This is a genomic window from Sphingopyxis sp., from assembly GCF_035998905.1.
In the GTDB taxonomy this organism is placed as follows: Bacteria; Pseudomonadota; Alphaproteobacteria; order Sphingomonadales; family Sphingomonadaceae; genus Sphingopyxis.
In genome coordinates this window covers 98,964-117,409 of the sequence record NZ_DASYHG010000024.1, presented here as the reverse complement: position 1 = coordinate 117,409, position 18,446 = coordinate 98,964, and the positions used below count along the sequence as shown (strand labels likewise).

At 65.7% G+C, this 18,446-nt stretch carries 14 protein-coding genes; 5 read left to right on the top strand and 9 right to left on the bottom strand.

From position 1 onward, the window contains the following. Positions 1 to 39: 39 nt before the first annotated feature. Both VGN62_RS13085 and VGN62_RS13080 read right to left on the bottom strand, forming a co-directional pair. Positions 40 to 780 (bottom strand): gamma-glutamyl-gamma-aminobutyrate hydrolase family protein, encoded by a 741-nt coding sequence (locus tag VGN62_RS13085; protein WP_327454524.1) that lies wholly within the window; start codon positions 778 to 780, stop codon positions 40 to 42. Positions 781 to 854: 74 nt separating this feature from the next. Beyond that, positions 855 to 1,826 carry a glucokinase gene (locus VGN62_RS13080; RefSeq protein ID WP_327454522.1) on the bottom strand — a complete coding sequence of 324 codons (972 nt, stop codon included), beginning with the start codon at positions 1,824 to 1,826 and terminating at the stop codon, positions 855 to 857. Positions 1,827 to 1,981: 155 nt separating this feature from the next. Between VGN62_RS13080 and VGN62_RS13075 the strand changes: the two genes are divergently transcribed. The 5 genes from VGN62_RS13075 to VGN62_RS13055 all read left to right on the top strand — a co-directional run bounded on the left by VGN62_RS13075 (position 1,982) and on the right by VGN62_RS13055 (position 10,340). Beyond that, on the top strand, positions 1,982 to 2,833 hold the full coding sequence (locus tag VGN62_RS13075) for a class I SAM-dependent methyltransferase (protein WP_327454520.1): 852 nt from the start codon (positions 1,982 to 1,984) through the stop codon (positions 2,831 to 2,833). A gap of 104 nt (positions 2,834 to 2,937) precedes the next feature. Next, the gene (locus VGN62_RS13070; protein WP_327454518.1) at positions 2,938 to 6,153 is read left to right on the top strand and encodes an autotransporter outer membrane beta-barrel domain-containing protein; all 3,216 of its coding nucleotides are present in this window, start codon (positions 2,938 to 2,940) and stop codon (positions 6,151 to 6,153) included. A gap of 233 nt (positions 6,154 to 6,386) precedes the next feature. Next, on the top strand, positions 6,387 to 6,908 hold the full coding sequence (locus VGN62_RS13065) for a sigma-70 family RNA polymerase sigma factor (protein ID WP_327454516.1): 522 nt from the start codon (positions 6,387 to 6,389) through the stop codon (positions 6,906 to 6,908). After that, positions 6,898 to 7,830 (top strand): FecR family protein, encoded by a 933-nt coding sequence (locus tag VGN62_RS13060; RefSeq protein WP_327454514.1) that lies wholly within the window; start codon positions 6,898 to 6,900, stop codon positions 7,828 to 7,830. The genes VGN62_RS13065 and VGN62_RS13060 overlap by 11 nt, the downstream gene beginning before the upstream one ends. Positions 7,831 to 7,832: 2 nt before the next feature. Continuing rightward, positions 7,833 to 10,340 carry a TonB-dependent receptor domain-containing protein gene (locus tag VGN62_RS13055; RefSeq protein ID WP_414713280.1) on the top strand — a complete coding sequence of 836 codons (2,508 nt, stop codon included), beginning with the start codon at positions 7,833 to 7,835 and terminating at the stop codon, positions 10,338 to 10,340. Between the two features lie 49 nt (positions 10,341 to 10,389). On the opposite strand, the gene VGN62_RS13050 is transcribed toward VGN62_RS13055, so the two are convergent. From VGN62_RS13050 to VGN62_RS13020, 7 genes are all read right to left on the bottom strand, one after another. After that, positions 10,390 to 11,529 (bottom strand): acyl-CoA dehydrogenase family protein, encoded by a 1,140-nt coding sequence (locus VGN62_RS13050; protein ID WP_327454510.1) that lies wholly within the window; start codon positions 11,527 to 11,529, stop codon positions 10,390 to 10,392. A gap of 101 nt (positions 11,530 to 11,630) precedes the next feature. Next, positions 11,631 to 12,824, bottom strand: a complete 1,194-nt coding sequence (locus tag VGN62_RS13045; protein WP_327454508.1) for an acyl-CoA dehydrogenase family protein — start codon at positions 12,822 to 12,824, stop codon at positions 11,631 to 11,633. A gap of 153 nt (positions 12,825 to 12,977) precedes the next feature. Next, entirely contained in the window at positions 12,978 to 13,880 is a 903-nt protein-coding gene (locus VGN62_RS13040; RefSeq protein WP_327454506.1) for a PAS domain-containing protein, read from the bottom strand. A 99-nt stretch (positions 13,881 to 13,979) separates the two neighbouring features. Continuing rightward, positions 13,980 to 15,608 carry a TadG family pilus assembly protein gene (locus VGN62_RS13035; RefSeq protein ID WP_327454504.1) on the bottom strand — a complete coding sequence of 543 codons (1,629 nt, stop codon included), beginning with the start codon at positions 15,606 to 15,608 and terminating at the stop codon, positions 13,980 to 13,982. Between the two features lie 2 nt (positions 15,609 to 15,610). Next, complete coding sequence (locus tag VGN62_RS13030) at positions 15,611 to 16,054, bottom strand: TadE/TadG family type IV pilus assembly protein (RefSeq protein ID WP_327454502.1); 444 nt, start codon at positions 16,052 to 16,054, stop codon at positions 15,611 to 15,613. A gap of 169 nt (positions 16,055 to 16,223) precedes the next feature. Further along, on the bottom strand, positions 16,224 to 17,099 hold the full coding sequence (gene yghU / locus VGN62_RS13025) for a glutathione-dependent disulfide-bond oxidoreductase (RefSeq protein ID WP_327454500.1): 876 nt from the start codon (positions 17,097 to 17,099) through the stop codon (positions 16,224 to 16,226). A gap of 74 nt (positions 17,100 to 17,173) precedes the next feature. Then, a complete protein-coding gene (locus tag VGN62_RS13020; RefSeq protein ID WP_327454498.1) occupies positions 17,174 to 18,352 on the bottom strand; it encodes a CoA transferase in 1,179 nt (392 codons plus the stop codon). Between the last annotated feature and the right edge of the window lie 94 nt (positions 18,353 to 18,446).

Below are 18,446 nucleotides of genomic sequence, written 5' to 3'. Positions count from 1 at the left end.
GCCGCGCGAGATAGCGGTCATAGCGAGTAACGCGCCTGTTCACAGCGTACCCCGCAAGGCCTGACCGAGCAGGCGGAAATAGGTCTGGCTCTCTTCGTTGCCGTCGACCGCCCATTCGGGGTGCCATTGAACGGCAAGCAACGGCGCGCCGTTAGGCCGCGCGCTGAACGCCTCGACCAAACCGTCGGGCGCGCGCGCCTCGATCGACAGCCCGTCGGCCAGCCGGCCGACGCCCTGATAATGCACCGAGTTCACGTCGAGCGACGAAGCGCCGTAGGCCGATGCCAGCATCCCGCCCTCGACCAGATCGACATGGTGGCGATGATCGAACATCGCGTCGAACAGCGTGCCGTCGGGCGTATGGTGGCGCAGCAATTCGCCGTTCGTCGCGGTATCGCGGCGCAGCGTCCCGCCGAGCGCGACATTGATATCCTGGAACCCCCGGCATATGCCGAAAAGCGGGCGCTGCGCGGCAATCACCGCCTCGACGAGGTCGCGCATCATGCGGTCGCGATCGGGGTCGAACGGCCCCTCGCCCGCGTCGTCCTCGCCATAACGCGCAGGCTCGACGTTCGACGGCGACCCGGTTAGCAGCACACCGTCGAGCCGACTGACGATCTCGTCGGCGCGCATATAGTCGGGAAGCGACGGGATCAGCAGCGCGGCGCAATCGGCATGGCGCATCGCCGCCTTGGCATAACGGTTCATCACCGCCTGCGCATATTCGGCGCCGACCTGCCGGTTGCAGGCGATGATGCCGAGGACGGGGCGGGCGGACACGGGCGGCGGAATCCTTCAGAAAGCGAGAATAGCTTGCTGCCGATTTTCTCCGGCCGATGCCAGCGATATTTGCGTCAGCCGTGCTGGCGCGCAAAGGCCGCCGCGGCGCCGAACAGCCCGGGCTGCGGGTGGGTGATCAGCTTGACCGGCAGCGCCGACATGAAGCCTTCGAACCGCCCCTTTTCGATAAAGCGTTCGGGGAAGCCCGACCGGACGAGGCTGTCGCGGATGCGCAGTCCCAACCCGCCGGCAATGACCACCCCGCCCGCCCCCTGCGCGAGCGCGAGGTCACCCGACACGCTGCCCAGCGACAGGCAGAAACGGTCGACCGCCGCGGCGGCAAGGCTGTCCTCGCCGCTCAGCGCCTTGGTCCAGATCGCTTTGTCGTCGAGCGGGGTCACCGCACGTCCTTCGAGCATCGCGAGCGTTTCATAGATGTCGACGATGCCGGGTCCCGACACGATGCGTTCGATCGACACCCGCCGGTGCCGCTTGCGCAGCCGCGCAAGGATCGCATCCTCGATGCTGTCGAGCGGCGCGAAATCGATATGCCCGCCCTCGGTCGCCTGGACGCGATAATCGGCGCCGTCGCGCCAGATATGTGCGACGCCCAGGCCGGTTCCGGGACCGATGACGCTGATCGTACCCGTCGCGGGGAGCGGTTCGTCGGGGCCCGTCAACCGCTCGAAATAGCTTGCGTCGGCCTGCGCGACCGCATGGCCCACCGCCTCGAAATCATTGACCAGCACATAGCGGTCGACGTTCAGCTTTTCGCCCACCAGCGCGGGGCGAATGATCCACGGATTGTTGGTGAATCGGATAATCTCGCCGCGCGTCGGTCCCGCAATCGCGATCGCGACTGCGCGCGGCAGCGTGCCGCCCTGCTGGCGCTCGAAATCCTGCCAGGCGGTCTGGAAGCTTGCATGGTCCTTGGTGTGCAGGGTCGTCGCCTCGCCGAGCGACAGGACGCGCCCGCCCTCGACCTCGGCAATCGCGAACCGCGCATGGGTGCCGCCAATGTCCACGGTGACGATCTGTTCGCTCATGACTCTCCCTCGCCGATCCCGATATGGCCGGACTGCGCGTGGAATGTCGCATGGCCCGGTACGATGCAACAAGGCATAGCTATGCGCCGCCCCTTGCCCTTTGCCTGTCACAAGCCTATTTGCGAATCGTTCGCAACAATAGGAAGTGCCGATCGATGTCCGATGCCCAGCCCGCCCCGACCCACGACTGGACCGGCGACAGCGGCGAGCGCTGGGCCGCCAACCTGACACGGCTCGACCTGATGCTCGAGGATTTCGGCAGTGCCGCGATTGCTGCGGCCAAGGCGCAGCCCGGCGAACAGGTCCTCGACATCGGCTGCGGGTCGGGGACAACGAGTTTCACACTGGCGCAGCAGGTCGGGCCGTCGGGACACGTCCTCGGCGTCGATATCTCCGAACAGCTCGTCGAGATCGCGCGCGCCGCCATCCCCGACGGCGCGCCGATCGAGTTTCGCTGCGCCGACGCCGCGACCGCAGCTTTGCCGCACGGGCAGTTCGACCTGCTGTTTTCGCGCTTTGGCGTGATGTTCTTCGACGACCCCGTCGCCGCCTTCGCACATATGCGCAGCGCGCTGAAGCCGGGCGGACGCGCGGCCTTCATATGCTGGCGCGGCGCGCAGGAGAATGACTGGGTCCGCCTGCCTATGGCAGCGATCCGCGACATCGTGCAGCCCGCGCCCGCCAACCCCAATGCGCCCGGCCCCTTCGCCTTTGGCGACCGGCAGCGGCTCGCCGACATCCTCGCCGCGGCAGGGTTCACAGCAATCGACATCGCTCCGTTTGATACCGCCCTCTCCTACGGCCGCGGCGCGAGCCGCGAGGCGGCGGTCGACGATGCGCTCGACATGGCATTCCAGGTCGGCCCGCTGTCGCGCGCGCTCGTCGATCAATCCGACGATATCCGTACTCGCGCGGCGGATGCCGTGCGCGCCGCCTTTGCGAGGCGCCCCGGCAAAACATCGGTGCTGATCGACGGCGCCGCATGGGTCGTGACCGCGCAAAACTAGGGGCGCGCAGCCACGCGCATTTTTTTCCAAGGCTGCGCCGACGCTGCTCCGTCTTGTGATTATCGCCGGAACGATGCTCCGGCCCCGATCACAAGAGGAACCCGATGCGCAAGACCTTGCTGGCCTCCACCTGCCTGGCCACCCTCCTTTCGACCACCGCCCAAGCCGAAACGACGATCACCACCGCGACGACGGCGCCGGTGCGGACATCGACGATCAAATCGGGCGCCCCCGACGATATCAAGATCACTTCGGCGGGGTCGATCAAGCCGACGGCCGCGGGTCCCGCCGTCACGATCGACAGCAATCACAAGGTCGTCAACGAAGGGACGATCGAATTCAGCAACGTCAATGGCGCGACCGGCATTTTCGCCGGCGCCGGAACTTCGGGCGGGATCACCAACGCGGCGACCGGCAAGATCACCATCGACGAAACCTATGCGCCGACCGATATCGACAATGACGGTGACCTCGACGGCGCCTTTGCCATTGGCAGCAATCGCGTCGGCATCGCCACCGGCGGCGCCTTTACCGGCAACGTCGTCAACAGCGGCACGATCGCGATTGAAGGCAATGATTCGGCGGGCATCCGCCTCGGCGGACCGCTGACCGGCAATTTCACCAATGACGGCACCGTCACCGTCCTCGGCGACCGCGCGCTCGGCGTCGGGCTGCAGGATGTGGCGGGCAACGTCCGCCTCGCCGGGACGATCACCGCGACGGGTCTCGATGCGACCGGCGCGCGGCTTGCGGGCAACATTACGGGTGCGCTCGTCGTCCAGGGCAATCTGACCGCCACCGGCTATCGCTTCACCACTCCGCCGGCCGACCCGTCGAAGCTCGACGCCGACGACCTGCTGATCGGCGGCAACGCGCTGTCGGTAGAAGGCAATGTGACGGGCGGCATCGTCCTCGCCGCGGCTCCCAAGGACACCAAGCCTGACGACAAGGACGAAGACAAGGACGGCATCGACGACGACAAGGAAGGCACCGCAGCGGTCCGCTCCTTCGGTTCGGCAGCGGCGGTCCGCATCGGCTCCGCCACCCAGGCCGTCACGATCGGCCCCGTCGCCGGAACCGGAACCGGCCTCGGTCTGATCATCGAAGGGTCGGTCATCGGCAACGGACTGTACACCGGCAAGGACGGCAATGGCATGCAGATCGGCGGCCTTGGCGGCGCGGTCAACATCGCCGGCGGCATCGGCATCAGCACCACGGGCAGCGTGCTGGCGCTGTCGAAGGATACCGCCGCAACGGCGATCCGCATCGGCAGCGGCGCGACCACCCCCGAACTCCGCAATGCGGGCAAGATCGACGCAACGACCGCGGGCAACGCCGCGAATTCGATCGCGACGGCGGTGCTGGTCGAGGCTGGCGGCGACGTGCCTCTGATCCGCAACAGCGGTTCGATCACCGCCAAGACCGGCGGCGACAACGGCACTGCGCGCGCCATCGTCGACCTGTCGGGCAAGGTTGGCACGGTCGAGAACAGCGGCACGATCAGCGCCACTGGCGCCCTTGCATCTTCGGATCGCAACATCGCGATCGACCTGTCGGCGAATAGCAATGGCGCGCTGGTCAAGCAGACCGCAGTGGCCGCAGGCATCACCGCGCCCAGCATCATCGGCGATGTCCGCTTTGGCGGCGGCAACGACGTGTTCGACATCGCCGACGGCTCGGTGAAGGGGAACAGCTTTTTCGGCGGCGGCCATAACCGCCTCGCCCTGTCGGGTGATGCGACCTATGCCGGCAACGCCCGCTTCGGCGCAGGCAATGACACTATGACGCTCGCCGGGACGTCAAAATTCACCGGCCTCGCCGATTTCGGCGGCGGCGGCGATATCCTGACCATCGGCGGCACGTCGATTTTCTCGGGCACGCTCGCCAATTCGCAGGGTCTGGCGGTCTCGGTCTCGGGCGGCACTTTCGATGTCGGCGGCGCGGCAACGATCTCGTCGCTCGCAATCACCGACAAGGGCACGCTGGGCGTGATGCTCGATACGGGCAGCACTGGAACCAACCTCCAGGTCACCGGCAACGCCAGCTTCGGCGCTGAATCGAAACTCGCGCTGAAGCTTTCGAGCATCGAAAAGGCCGAGGGCAAGCATGTCGTGCTGACCGCCGGCAGCCTCACCGGCGCAAACAACCTGACCGCATCGCAGACCTTGCTGCCCTTCCTTTATAAGGGCACGCTGACGTCGAACGCGACGCAATTGATCGTCGACGTGTCGCGCAAGTCGACGACCGAACTCGGACTGAATCGCTCCGAAGCAGGTGCGTTCGATGCGGTGCTCGACGCCGTGATTGCCGACAAGAAGGTCGAAGGCGTCTTCCTCGGCATCACCGATGGCGCCCAATTCCGCGGCCAGCTCGGCCAGATGCTCCCCGAGCATGAAGGCGGCGTCTTTGAAACAGTCACTTCGGGTTCGCGTGCGCTGTCGCGTTACCTGCAGGACCCCAATGCGCCATTCCAGGACGAAGGCAAGTGGGGCTATTGGGTCAACCAGGCCGTCTGGGGCACGTCGAAAAGCGTCGGCGACACCGCGAGCTATGACGTCAGCGGCTGGGGCATTTCGGGCGGCGCCGAAATCAAGACCGATGTCGGCAGTTTCGGTGGCTCGATCGCCTTCCTCAACGGCAAGGACGGCAATGGCAGCAATGCCAACGAAGTCAGCACCAGCCAGTTCGAAGGCGCGCTGCACTGGCGCCTGCGCTCGGACGGCTTCATGGCCAACGCCCGCGTTTCGGGTGCGCCGATCAGCATGAAGGGCACGCGCATCTTCCGCGCCGAAGCCGGCGCCGACGACATCGAAAAGACGATGAAGGGCAAATGGGACGGCACCTTGTGGTCGGCTTCGGGCTCGCTCGCCTATGATGCCCGTGCCGGCGGCCTGACGATCCGCCCGATGGTCGCGGTCGACTACTTCAAGCTGAAGGAAGACGGCTATCAGGAAACCGGCGGCGGCGATGCGCTCGACCTCAAGGTATTGAGCCGCGACAGCGACGAACTCGCCGTGTCGGGGACCGTTGCCATCGGACTCGATTTCGGCGGCGCCGACGAATATGACGGTTGGACCCGCTTCGAACTCGAAGGCGGCCGCCGCCAGATCGTCAGCGGTACGCTGGGCGCGACCACTGCGTCGTTCAAGGACGGCACTCCCTTCACCCTCACCCCTGATGATCGCACGAGCGGCTGGATCGGCCGTTTCCGTGGCATCGCCGGAAACTCGGCCTTCCAGGTCGCCGGCGAAGTGTCCGCGGAAGAACAGCAAAGCCATATCGGCTGGGCTTTCCGTGCGAGTCTGCGGGTCGGCCTCTAGCCCCCCTGGCCGGCCCCGCCCGCGAGGGGGAAGCGTTACCCCTACCCACGCTTCCCCCTTGCCTTGGGACATGAACGAAGAAACCGATGCTTGCACTGGCCATCATCCCCCTCGCTCCGCCGCGGTTGCACCGCAGGCCATTGGCGCTATATGACGGCGCGATCAGGGGGACGTATGGCGCAGCAAGAATGGGCGCTGACCGACAGAAGATGGCGTTCCAAAGCAAGCAATCCATGACCGAGCCGCGTGACCGAACCGACGCCGCCCAAGGCATCGAAGGCGTATTGCTCGCCAACCGGGACCGTATCGTCCGCTTTCTGGAGGTTCGCGGCGCGGGCGACGGTGCCGAAGACCTGTTCCAGGACCTGTGGATGCGGTTGACCGACCGGCGAAGCGGGCCGATTGCCGATCCCCTCCCTTACATCATGCGCGCGGCGAACAACCTGATGCTCGACCGCTATCGCTCGGCGCGGCAGCGCGAGCTACGTGACAAGGCGTGGGGTGAAGCTTCCGCCACGCACGCGCCGTCGAGCGAAACCTCGCTGATCTCGCGCGAGCAACTCGTTCTGGTTGAAAAGGCGATCGCCGCGACCGGCGAGCGGCCGGCGCGCATCTTCCGCCGCTTTCGTGTCGACGGCCTCAACCAGCGCGATATAGCCGGTGAAATGGGGGTCAGCCTGAGTACCGTCGAAGCCGACCTGCGCAAGGTCTATGCCGCGCTCGCCGTGATCCGGAGGCAGTTCGATGCAAGCTGACCCGACGACCACCGAAGCGCGCGCAATCGACTGGCTGATCCGCCAGCGCGATCCCCTGTTCGACGATTGGGACGGCTTCGCCGACTGGCTCGCCGAGGATGCGGATCATGCCGCAATCTATGATGCGGTCGCGAGCCTCGACCGCGATCTCGATACGTTGCCCCCGGTTGGGAAATCTTCGGTGGTGACGCCACCCGACGCCCCGCGCCGTCCGTCGCGACGTGCGTGGTTCGGCGGTGCGATGGCTGCGGCGCTGGTCGGCGCAGTCAGCCTGTCGAGCCTGGGCCCGTTCCGCAGCGCGGACCGGATCGAAACCCTGGCGGGCGAACATCGTACGGTCACGCTCGCCGACGGGTCGAAGATCGAGATCAACGGCGCGTCGGTGGTCGAAATCGACAAGGACCGCCCGCGCTTTGCCCGGCTGGAATCGGGCGAGGCGATGTTCCACGTCGTGCACCGCGACAACGATCCCTTCGTCGTCGAAACGGGCGGCGCCAAGATCGTCGACCTTGGCACTGCCTTCAACGTCGTGCGACGCGATCGCCAGACCTCGGTTGCGGTCTCCGAAGGCATCGTCCTGTACAACCCCGACCGCGACAATGTCCGCCTCGTTGCGGGTAAGGGGATCGAAGCGCGCGATGGCGAGCGTAAGCCACCCGTCGTAAGGGATGTCGATATCGCAAATGTCGGCGGCTGGCGCAGCGGCCTGCTCGTCTATAACGGCACCCCGCTCACCGTCGTCGCCGAGGACCTGAAGCGCACCGCCGGGATGCAGGTCAGCATCGCGCCCGAGGCGAATGACCTGTCGTTCCGCGGCGCGCTGATTATCGACAAAAACCGCAACCGTACGATCGCCGACCTCGCCGCCCTGTCGGGTACCCGGGCCGAGCGCCAAGGCGATGGCTGGATATTGACCCGCTGAACATGCAATCGCGCCTTTGTCTTGCCGCAGCAGCAATTGCGTTGAGCCTGCCCGCGCAGGCTCTGGCGGCGGAGGAACGCGCGTTCGACGTACCCAAAGGTAATCTGTCGAGCGTGTTGCCGGTCATCAGTCGGCAGGCCGGGGTCAGTATCAGCGTCGTCGATGCGAAACTCTGGCAGGCGCGCGTCAAGCCGGTGCGCGGACGGATGAGCGTCGACGAGGCGATCCGCCGCTTGCTGGCCGGGTCCGACGCGCGCGCGGTGCGCGTCAGCGCGACGAGCTGGCGGATCGAGCCGCGCCCCGTTGGACCGCGCGTCGCACGCGCGGCACCACCACTGCGGCAGGCGCCGCAAGCGCGCGCCCGCGAACCATCGCAGGACACGATTGCGTCGGCAGAGGACGAAATCATCGTCACCGCGTCGAAAACCGATCTTCCCTATTCGCACTTTGCGGGCGTCGTCACCCAATTGGATGGCGGCGATTTGACGTTCGGTGGCGAGCGCGGGATGGATTCGATCCTGTCGCGGACGGCAACGGTCTCTTCGACGCACCTCGGTTCGGGGCGCAACAAGCTGTTCATTCGCGGCATTGCCGATTCGAGCTTCACCGGCCCGACGCAGTCGACCGTTGGCCAATATTTCGGCGACATCCGCCTCAGCTACAACGCCCCCGACCCCGATCTTCGGCTTTACGATGTCGACAATGTCGAAATCCTCGAAGGACCGCAGGGGACGCTTTATGGCGCCGGATCACTCGGCGGCATCATCCGCGTCGTGCCCAAGGCCCCCGACCCGCGCACGATGACGATTCAGGCAATCGCGGGCGTCTCGATCACCCAGCATGGCGACCCCGGCGGCGACATCGCCGCGATCGCCAACCTCCCCGTTGGCGAAGACGGCCATGCGCTGCGCCTCGTCGGCTATATGCTGACCGACGGCGGCTATATCGACAATCCGCTGCGCGGGCAGAACGACGTCAACCGCGTCCATGTGCGCGGCGGGCGCGGGACCTTCCGGTTCGAGGCCGGCGACGACTGGACGGTCGATTTCGGCGGCGTCTATCAGGCGATCACGTCGGACGACGCCCAATATGCCGACAAGGACGGCCCGCCGCTGACCCGCAATTCGATGGTCGAGCAGAATGCGACCGCACGTTACGGCATGGGCACGATCGTCGTCATGAAGGACTGGGACGACCTGCACTTCCAGTCGTCGAACGCCTTCATCGATCACCGCCTGTTCGAACGCTTCGACGCCAGCCTTCCCGAGGCGCGGCAAGGGTCCGATATGTCCAACGGCGGCGTGCCTGCCCCGCCTTCGGTTGCAGCGGTGGATGTCGAGCGCCTGTTCGCGCCCATTCAGGTCGTTCCACTGAACAATGTCCCGCGTGTACTCGACCAGCATAATGCGACGCGCATGTTCGTCAGCGAAAACCGCCTGTCGCGCCCTTATCGCGACGGCCTGGGCTGGGTGGTCGGCGCCAGCTTCATCGACAACCGGGCCCGGCAGGACCGCGAATATGGCTATGGCCCGCTTCGCGCGGTCCTGCCCGGTGTAACCAACCGGATCACCGAATTCACAGGCTACGCCGAGGCGACGGTCGAGGTGATGCCGAACATCATCGCCTCTGGCGGCGTTCGCCTGTCGCATGCGCGGCTGGGGGGTGCGGCCGAAGGCGTCTCCTTCGCTCTCTCGCAGGCGGGACGCGCAACAACCGCTTCACGCCACGAAACCGATCTGCTGCCGTCCTTCTCGCTGCTCGCAACGCCGCTGCACAATGTCCGGCTCTATGCGCGCTATCAGGAGGGGTTCCGCCCCGGCGGCCTCGCAGTCGACGGCAATTTCGTGCGGCGCTTCCTCAACGACCAGGTCCGGACGTGGGAAGCCGGAATGCGCTTCGGCGACAAGGGGCAGAGCCTGTTCGACGCCAGCGTCTCGATCTCGCACAGCCGCTGGCGCAACATTCAGGCCGATTTTATCGACAGCACAGGTTTCCCGACCACCGCCAACATCGGCGATGGGCGTATCACCAGCATTTCAGGCGCTCTCGCGATGCGTCCGACCGAGGCACTGACCCTCGAGCTGGGCGCGGTCTATAATCACAGCCGGGTCGACGACCTCGCGCCGCGGATCCTGCCCGTATATGACGCGGCGCCGGGCCGGCTCGGCCGCATTCCCAATGTTGCGAGCCATGCGGTGCGCGGTTCGGTGAACTATGCCACGGTCATCGGCGACGAGGGTTTCCGCCTGAACGGCTGGGCCAATTATATCGGCCCGTCGCGGCTCGGCATCGGGCCGGTGCTCGGCGAAAGCCAGGGCGATTATATCGATACGGGCCTCGCGATGCGCGTCGGCAACGAACGCCGCGGGCTGTCATTAACGCTGACCAATTTGTTCGATTCGCGCGGAAATCGCTTTTCGCTGGGCACGCCCTTCGTCGAGGGCAATGAAGGGTTCCTGACCCCGCTGCGCCCGCGCACGCTCCGGATCGCCGTCGACCTCGCCTATTAGGGCGACGCCGCGGCTCTCCCAACCCGGTCGGCCCCCGACGGCGGGGCCATCAGTCGGCCAGCGTAATCCGTTCGTATCGGTCCATATGATGATCGACGCTGCCGAACTGGCCTTCGATCATCGTTGATCGCTTGAAATAATGGCCGATCGCCAGTTCCTGCGTGATGCCGATGCCGCCGTGCGTCTGGATCGCGTTCTGGCCGACGAAATTGGCGCCGCGTCCGACCTTCGCCTTCGCGGCCGATACTGCCGCCATGCGCTCGTTCGCGGGCAGGCCCAGCTTCAGTGTGCCCATGATCGTCATAGAGCGCGCCTGTTCGACTTCCATGAACATGTCGACCATGCGGTGCTGGAGCACCTGGAACTTCGCGATCGGCACGCCGAACTGCTTGCGCTGCTGTGTATATTCTAGCGTGCCTTCGTGCAGTTTCTGCATCACGCCGGTCGCCTCGGCACACACCGCAACGGTCGCTTCGTCGACGATCTGCTCGATCAGCGACAGCGCAGCCCCCTCGCCGCCAAGCAGCGCATCGCCGGGGATCGCGACATTCTCGAAATAGATTTCCGACGCGCGGCTGCCGTCGACGGTCGGATAGTCGCGGCGAACGATGCCCGGCAGGTTGGCGTCGATCAGGAACAGCGACACGCCATCCTTGTCACGCTGGTTGCCGCCGGTGCGCGCGGTGACGAGCAGGTGCGTCGCCCAAGGCGCGGCATAGACCACACCCTTGTGGCCGTTCAGCACATAGCCCGCGCCGTCCTTCTTCGCGGTGGTGCGCAGATTCGCCAGGTCATAGCGGCCCTGCGGCTCGGCATAGGCGAAGGCAATGATCGCGTTGCCGGCGATGATCTCGGGGATCATCGCATCGGCCCGCGCGCCGCCGACGGCCTTGAGCGCGCCGCCCGCGATCACGACGGTCGGAAGATACGGCTCGATCCCGATGACCTTGCCCAGCTCCTCCATGACGATCGCATTTTCGAGCGCGCCGCCGCCGAGGCCGCCATGTTCTTCGGCAAAGGGCGCGCCGAGCATGCCCAGTTCTTGCGCGAGCGCAGTCCAGATCGCGGGGTCGCGGCCGCTGTCCGAATTGATGAACTTCTGGCGCGTTTCGAAATCATAGGTGTCGCCGAGGAAGCGGGCGAGCGTGTCGCGGATCATGTCCTGCGTTTCGGTGTAGGTGAAATCCATTCTTCTATTCCCTAATTTCACCGTCACCCCGGCGAAGGCCGGGGTCTCAAGGCCGTGGGGCCGAGATTCCGGCTTTCGCCGGAATGACGTGGATTATCTGATCAGAGTCCGAGCACCATCTTCGCGATGATGTTGCGCTGAATCTCATTCGACCCGCCATAGATCGTCGTCTTGCGCGTGTTGAAATAGGTCGGCGCCGCGCGGTGCGCATAGTCCGGACCGATCGGATGTTCGTTGTCGCCCTCTCCGAAACCGCGGAAATAGGGCGCGCCATAATGGCTGACGGCTTCGAGCGTCAGCTCGGTCAACCGCTGCTGGATTTCCGAACCCTTGATCTTGAGCAGGCTCGATTCTGGCCCCGGGCCGCGGTTAGCGTTCGGACCGGCAAGACTGCGCAATTCGGTGAATTCGAGCGCCGCGAGATCGACTTCGAGGTCGGCGACCTTGCGCTTGAAAAAGGCGTTGGCGAGCAGCGGCTTGTCGCCGTCGAGTTCGGTGCGGGCGATCGCCTTCACCTTCTCGATCCCGCGCTTCGACGCCGCGACACCGGCGATACCGGTACGTTCGTGCGCGAGCAGGAACTTGGCGCAGGTCCAGCCCTTATTCTCTTCGTAAACGCGCTGCGATTGCGGCACGCGGACATCCTCGAGCCACACTTCGTTGACCTCATGCTCGCCGCCCAGCGTGATGATCGGGCGCACGGTGATGCCGGGCGATTTCATGTCGATGAGGAGGAAGCTGATGCCTTCCTGCTGCTTTGCGTCCTTGTCGGTGCGGACGAGGAAGAAGCCCCAGTCGGCGTGCTGTGCCAGCGTCGTCCAGGTCTTTTGACCATTGACGATATAATCGTCGCCGTCGGGGACCGCGGCGGTACGCAGCGAAGCGAGGTCGGAGCCCGAGCCGGGTTCCGAATAGCCCTGGCACCACCAATCCTCGCCCGACAGGATGCGCGGCAGGAAATGCGCCTTCTGTTCGGGGGTGCCAAAGGTATAGATAACGGGACCGACCATCGCGAGGCCAAAGGGCATCAGGCGGATACAGTCGGCGCGGGCTGTTTCCTCCGACCAGATGAAACGCTGCGTCGGCGTCCAGCCGGTGCCGCCATATTCGACCGGCCAGGCGGGTGCGATCCAGCCCTTCTTGTGCAGGATCCTGTGCCAGACGAGGAAATCCTCCTTGGACAGCTCCTCGCCCTCATCCTGCTTCCCGCGCAGCTCGGCGGGGTAATTTTCGGCGATGAAGTCGCGCACTTCCTTTTGGAAGGCGAGATCTTCGGGGCTGAATTCCATGTCCATCACGAATCTCCCATCGGGTAATGGCGCCCTTATACTGGGCGCTCACCTTTACGTAAACGGCAAGTTGCGACTTGCAACCTTCCCGCCCCGATGATTGCGCGTAACGGCCACGCTTGTCCAGCGCGGCCGCCATTGCCGATACAGGAATGCCGCCTAACCGGTAGCCCGCGGGGTCGCGAGGATGACCGCCCCGTCGCTCGCATAGGCGCCGCGAACTTCGGCGATCGACAGGGTGACGGGCAGGATCGCGCCGTCGCGCGTGATCATCTCTGAACCGATGCGCGCGGGTTCGCCGGTCCGGAACACCGTTTCCAGTGCCTCGACAAAGGCCTGTCGCTGCCCGATCGCGAGCAGGGCCGAAAAGCGCACTCGCCGGATCGCGGCGACATCGACCCCGACCATGGCGGTCAGCGCATCATTCGCGGTCTCGACCGTTTCGCGCACGGTAATGCGGGCGTGGCCGATACTGCCGTCGGCCTCGACAGTCGCAAGCAGCGCACTCCGTGCATCGCCCGCGGCACATTCCTCCATCGTCTCGCTGACATCGCGCAAGATGATCGCGCCGCCCACCGGCACGGGTACCAGGTCGACGCGCAGCCATTGGCGCGGGCGCAGGATAGCGGGCATGTCGCCCGAAAAGCGTTCGCGATAATCAATGAGCCGGCTCAGCCGATGCGATAGCAGGCTGCCGTCGAGCCCCGGCAAGGCGTCCACCAGGTCGCCGCCGATCAGCGCGGCGGCTGCGGTGCCCAGCATGTCGCTCGCCGCGGGATTAACCGCCGCGATACGCCACCCCCGGTCGATCGCGATCACACCATCGCGGACCGCCTCGACCAGTCCTGCGAGCGAGGCTTGCAGCTGGTTCGTTCCCGAAGCGACCTCGGTCGCACCATCGCGGTCGAGGCGCCGGTAATCGTCGAGCGAGATCAGCACATGCGCATCCTTGCCATGATGTGTGACGACCACGGGCTTGCGCGCCGACTGCAACCGCCAATTGGCAAAGCCCCGGATGAAATCCGCCGCCGATACACGCTGTGGTTCATGCGCCGTCGCCATCTTCGCCCTCCCCGATTTCCGGTGCAACTCCTCCCTTATGGGTTGTGCCGGGCGATACTGGTCACAAAGCGCATCCGCCCCGGCACCGTTATGAACCGATCAGACCAGCCGCGCTTTTCCGCAGCGCAGCGCGTTGACTCGCGCATCGGCCTGGCCGATGCCGACGCCGAGCAGGCCGGTAAGGTCCGACAGCACACCGTCGAGAACCGGCGCAGCAAGCGCGACGGCTCCGCCGACGGTCGCCGTCAGCGCCTTCAGGTTGAGTCCGAGACCGAGGACATTGACGTGCAGCTCCATCCGGTCCGACAGCGATTTCGCCGCACCAGCGACCAGCCCGGTGCTCGACACGGTCTTCACCTGCCCCTCGTCGATCGCTGTGCGCGAAAAGGCGACCTTCTTCTGCGCGAGATCCGACAGCACCAGCTCGGCTTCGGCATCGACAGTGACGAGCGGCAATTTCACCACGCGCGCCACCTTCGGGTCGAGTGGGCGCTCCATGTCCCGAAAATCGCCGTCGTCGACCGTCCCGATGGCAAGCATCGCGGGCGACGTCACGACGCCAAGCGACACCGCCTCGCTGCTGTTGGGGCGGCAGTCGATATCGGTGATCCGCGCCGACGCCGACCCGAGTTCGGCGAGGACCGGCAGATGGGCGCTAGCGACCGGTGTCGCGATCCGCGTGTCGAGTTTCAGCCGCACCTGCGCGGTGCGGACGACCACATCGTTGGTGTCGGTGACTGCAATCAGCGGGGAGTTTGCCGGCGGTTCGCCGATCATCAGCGCGATGTCGATCCCCGACCCGCCTGGCAGGTTGCTCGCCACCGACAGGTCAACCTGACGGTTCGCATTGCCGAGCAGTAGCATCGCACGGAGCAGGCTGAGCGCGTTGACATTCACCGGATTTGCCGGGTCGACACGGATGCTCGACGATCGCGGGCCGAGGTCGATCGCACGCGACGGCAGCAAGCTTCGTGGCAGCGCCCGGTCGGCGATATGCTCGAGCGCCGTCGCGGCGCGGCCGTCCGACGCCTTCGCCAGCGCCGACACGACCTGCGGCATCGTCACCTGCGTATCGAGCGTCTGCCCGAAGGTTAGCACGTCGGCGTTGAGCTCGGTGCGCAGCGCCTCCGAAAAGGCGAGCAGGTCGACATCGGTACTCGCGAGCGCCTCATAATCCATCAGCGAAAGGCTGAGCTGGCTTCCCGTCAGGCTCGACAGGAGCGCGTTGGGCAGCCCCCCGTTCACGGCGGCGACGCGCGATCCGAGCGAAAAGGCGGCATAGCCGCGCCGTGCTCCGGTCGCGGTCGCGCGGATGATGCTGTCCTGCCGACCGGTCAGGAAGCTGCCGAAGAACAGCGGGCGGTCGCGCGCCAGCGTAATCCGCACGGCGTTCGGCGAGCTGCCCCCGCTCGAAAAGCGCTGTTCGGCCTGAACGCCCGGGTCTGCCGCATAGGTTCCGCGAGTCAGCACCGCGATGCGGATGCCGCAATCGCAGTTTGCCGCGATGATCCGCTGCGCCGCTGCCTGCTCTTCGCCGGGGCGGCCCGCTGCTGCCATCGCGGCGGCGTCGGCGATCCCCTGCAACTTGCGTCGATCGAGATAGAGCGAGCCGAGGTCGACGGCGAACGCCGCCGCGCCGATCAGCATCGTCGTCGCGAAGGCCGTGGTAATGCTGATGCTGGCGCGGCGGCTGCGAACAAGCGCACGAAGGAGAGTGAGCGCCGTCATGATCAATCGACCGGCAATTCAAAGGTCGCCTCGGCGCGGATGATATTGCCCGGCGACGGGACGAAGCCCGACCGCAGGAAGCTGTCCTGCGGCACGGTAAAGGCCACCCTGACGGTGATCGCTTCGGTCGTTTCGGACACCGTGATGCTGTGCGTGCCGCCAATCGCATGCAGGCTTCGCGCGACCGCGCGACCGGCGACCGCCCGCCGGTCGGGGGCGTCGAGGCCGATGATCGAGGCGCGGGCGCCATCGTTCGCCGCCTGCTGCACATTGTGCGCGAGCATGAAATATTGGCCATAGACGAGGATGCCCATCAGCAACGCGAGGAGCAGCGGCAGCACCAGCGCCATTTCGACGATGGCAGCGCCGCGCTCCCCGCGCGCGAGGGTCGCACCAGTCAGGGCGAGTTTGCGGACGTGCCGCGAAAGTCGGGTCGAGCCTGTCATGCCGCAAGCATCGCGGGGACGAATGAAGGCGGCGTCGAGAGCACCCGACGCCGCATTTGCGTATTTTACGTTGTTTCGCGGCCCCGCGACGGGGCCGAACGGGCCGCGCTGCGCCTATCGTTGCAAAGCCGTTACCAGCGGCGATGAGTCCCCGCGCGGAAGATATGGATTATTCCGCAGCTTCCAGCTTGTCCTGCGTGCGAAGGTCGAAGTCCGATGCATCGTGCCGCTCGTGGAGCTGGCTCGCCGGATCGCCCATCACGCGGTTGACCATCCGTCCGCGTTTGACCGCCGGGCGCGCGGCAATCTGGTCGGTCCAGCGTTGGACATGCTTGTAATCGTCGACCTGCAGGAACTCGCCCGCATCATAGACGAGCCCCTTCACGAGCGCGCCATACCACGGCCAGATCGCCATATCCGCGACAGTATAGTCGGCGCCGGCGATAAATTCATGGTCCGCAAGGCGGCGGTCGAGCACGTCGAGCTGGCGCTTCACCTCCATCGCATAGCGGTTGATCGGATATTCCTGCTTGAAAGGCGCATAGGCATAAAAATGACCGAAGCCGCCGCCGAGGAAGGGCGCGCTGCCCATCTGCCACATCAGCCAGGACAGGGTTTCGGCGCGCTTCGCGGTTTCGGTCGGCAGGAATTCGCCGAACTTCTCGGCGAGGTGGATCAGGATCGCGCCCGATTCGAACACGCGGATCGGCTCCGGGCCGCTGCGGTCGACAAGTGCGGGGATCTTGCTGTTCGGATTGGCGTCGACAAAGCCGCTCGAAAACTGGTCGCCGTCGCCGATCTTGATCAGCCAGGCGTCATATTCGGCGCCGCTGTGCCCTGCGGCCAGCAGCTCCTCGAGCATCACGGTGACCTTCACGCCGTTCGGCGTGCCGAGCGAATAGAGCTGGAGCGGATGCTTGCCGACCGGCAGGTCCTTGTCGTGCGTCGGCCCCGCGATCGGACGGTTGATATTGGCGAAACGCCCGCCGCTTTCCTTGTCCCACGTCCAGATCTTCGGCGGCACATACTCGCTGTTATCGGTCATCGGAAGCTCCTGGGCTGATTTTTATACTGACCGGTAACTTAATTGGCGATTGGCGTTTGTCCACCCTCGCCCGATCAAATAATCCTTGCTGCCCGTAAAGCCGAGATGGCTTCGGCATCATAGCCGAGTTCAGCGAGGATCGCGTCGCTGTGCTCGCCCACCTGCGGGGCACGGGCCGGGTTGACCTTGTCGCTGGCCGAAAGGTGGATCGGCGCGCGGATCACCGGAATTGTGCCCAGCGCACCCGGATATCCGACCGGCTCGACCAGTCCCATCGCCGTGACCTGCGGCTGCGCCAGCGCCTCACCGGCGCGGAGCACCGGCGCGGCTGGAACGCGCGCGGCCGCGAGTTCGGCGATCGCGTCGGCGCTCGTCCTCTCGATGCACCAGCGCTGCATGATCGCGCTCAGCTCTGCGCCATTGTCGCCGCGCAATATGTCGCTGGCGTAAAGCGGGTCGTCGACAAGCTCCGGGCGTTCGACGAGCGCGGCCCAGCGCGCGAAGATCGGCGCGCCGACGATCTGGGTGAGGATCCATCCGTCGCGCGTCCGGAACACATCGGTCGGCGCCGAACTGAAGGCACGATTGCCAATCGGTTGCCGGTCGATGCCGTTCAGCGCGTGGTCGATCGTCAGCGCGTTCGACATCGCGAGCGCGGTGCCGAGCAGCGATCCCGACACGCATTGCCCCTTCCCCGTCGCCTCGCGCTCGCGCAGCGCCAGCATGACGCCGAAGGCGCAGTGGAGCGCGGTGCCGAAATCGACATAATTGACCTGCGCGCGGTACGGCTGGTCGGCCGTGCCGGTCAGGTGTACGGTGCCCGACATCGCCTGCCCGACCGCGTCGAACCCGACGCGGCTGGCGAGCGGACCGTCGCTGCCGAACGCCGACGCCGTCGCGAGGATGACGCGCGGGTTGATCGCCGACAGGCTGTCATAATCGAGCCCGAGCTTCACCAAAGCGTCGTAGGGCATGTTGGCGATCACGACATCGGCCGTTTCGACGAGGCGGCGGACGATCTCGCGCCCTTCGACGCTGCCGGGTTTCAACGCCAGGCACCGCTTCGCGCGGCTCATCTGCATGAACATCGCGCCCGATCCGTCGTCGGCAACCGGGACCGTATAGCGGTCGTCGTTGCCGCCCGGCGCCTCGATCCGGATCACGTCGGCGCCATAATCGGCGAGCAATGCCGCACAATAGGGGCCTGCAATATAGCGGCCGAAATCGAGTACCCGGATTCCCTTCAACGGCACGCTTTGCTCTCCCCGATGCTGTTCTGCCGACCGGGCTAGCAGCCGCTCGTCGACGCTGCCAGTTCTTCGTCGAAACCTGTCCCTTGCATGTTCG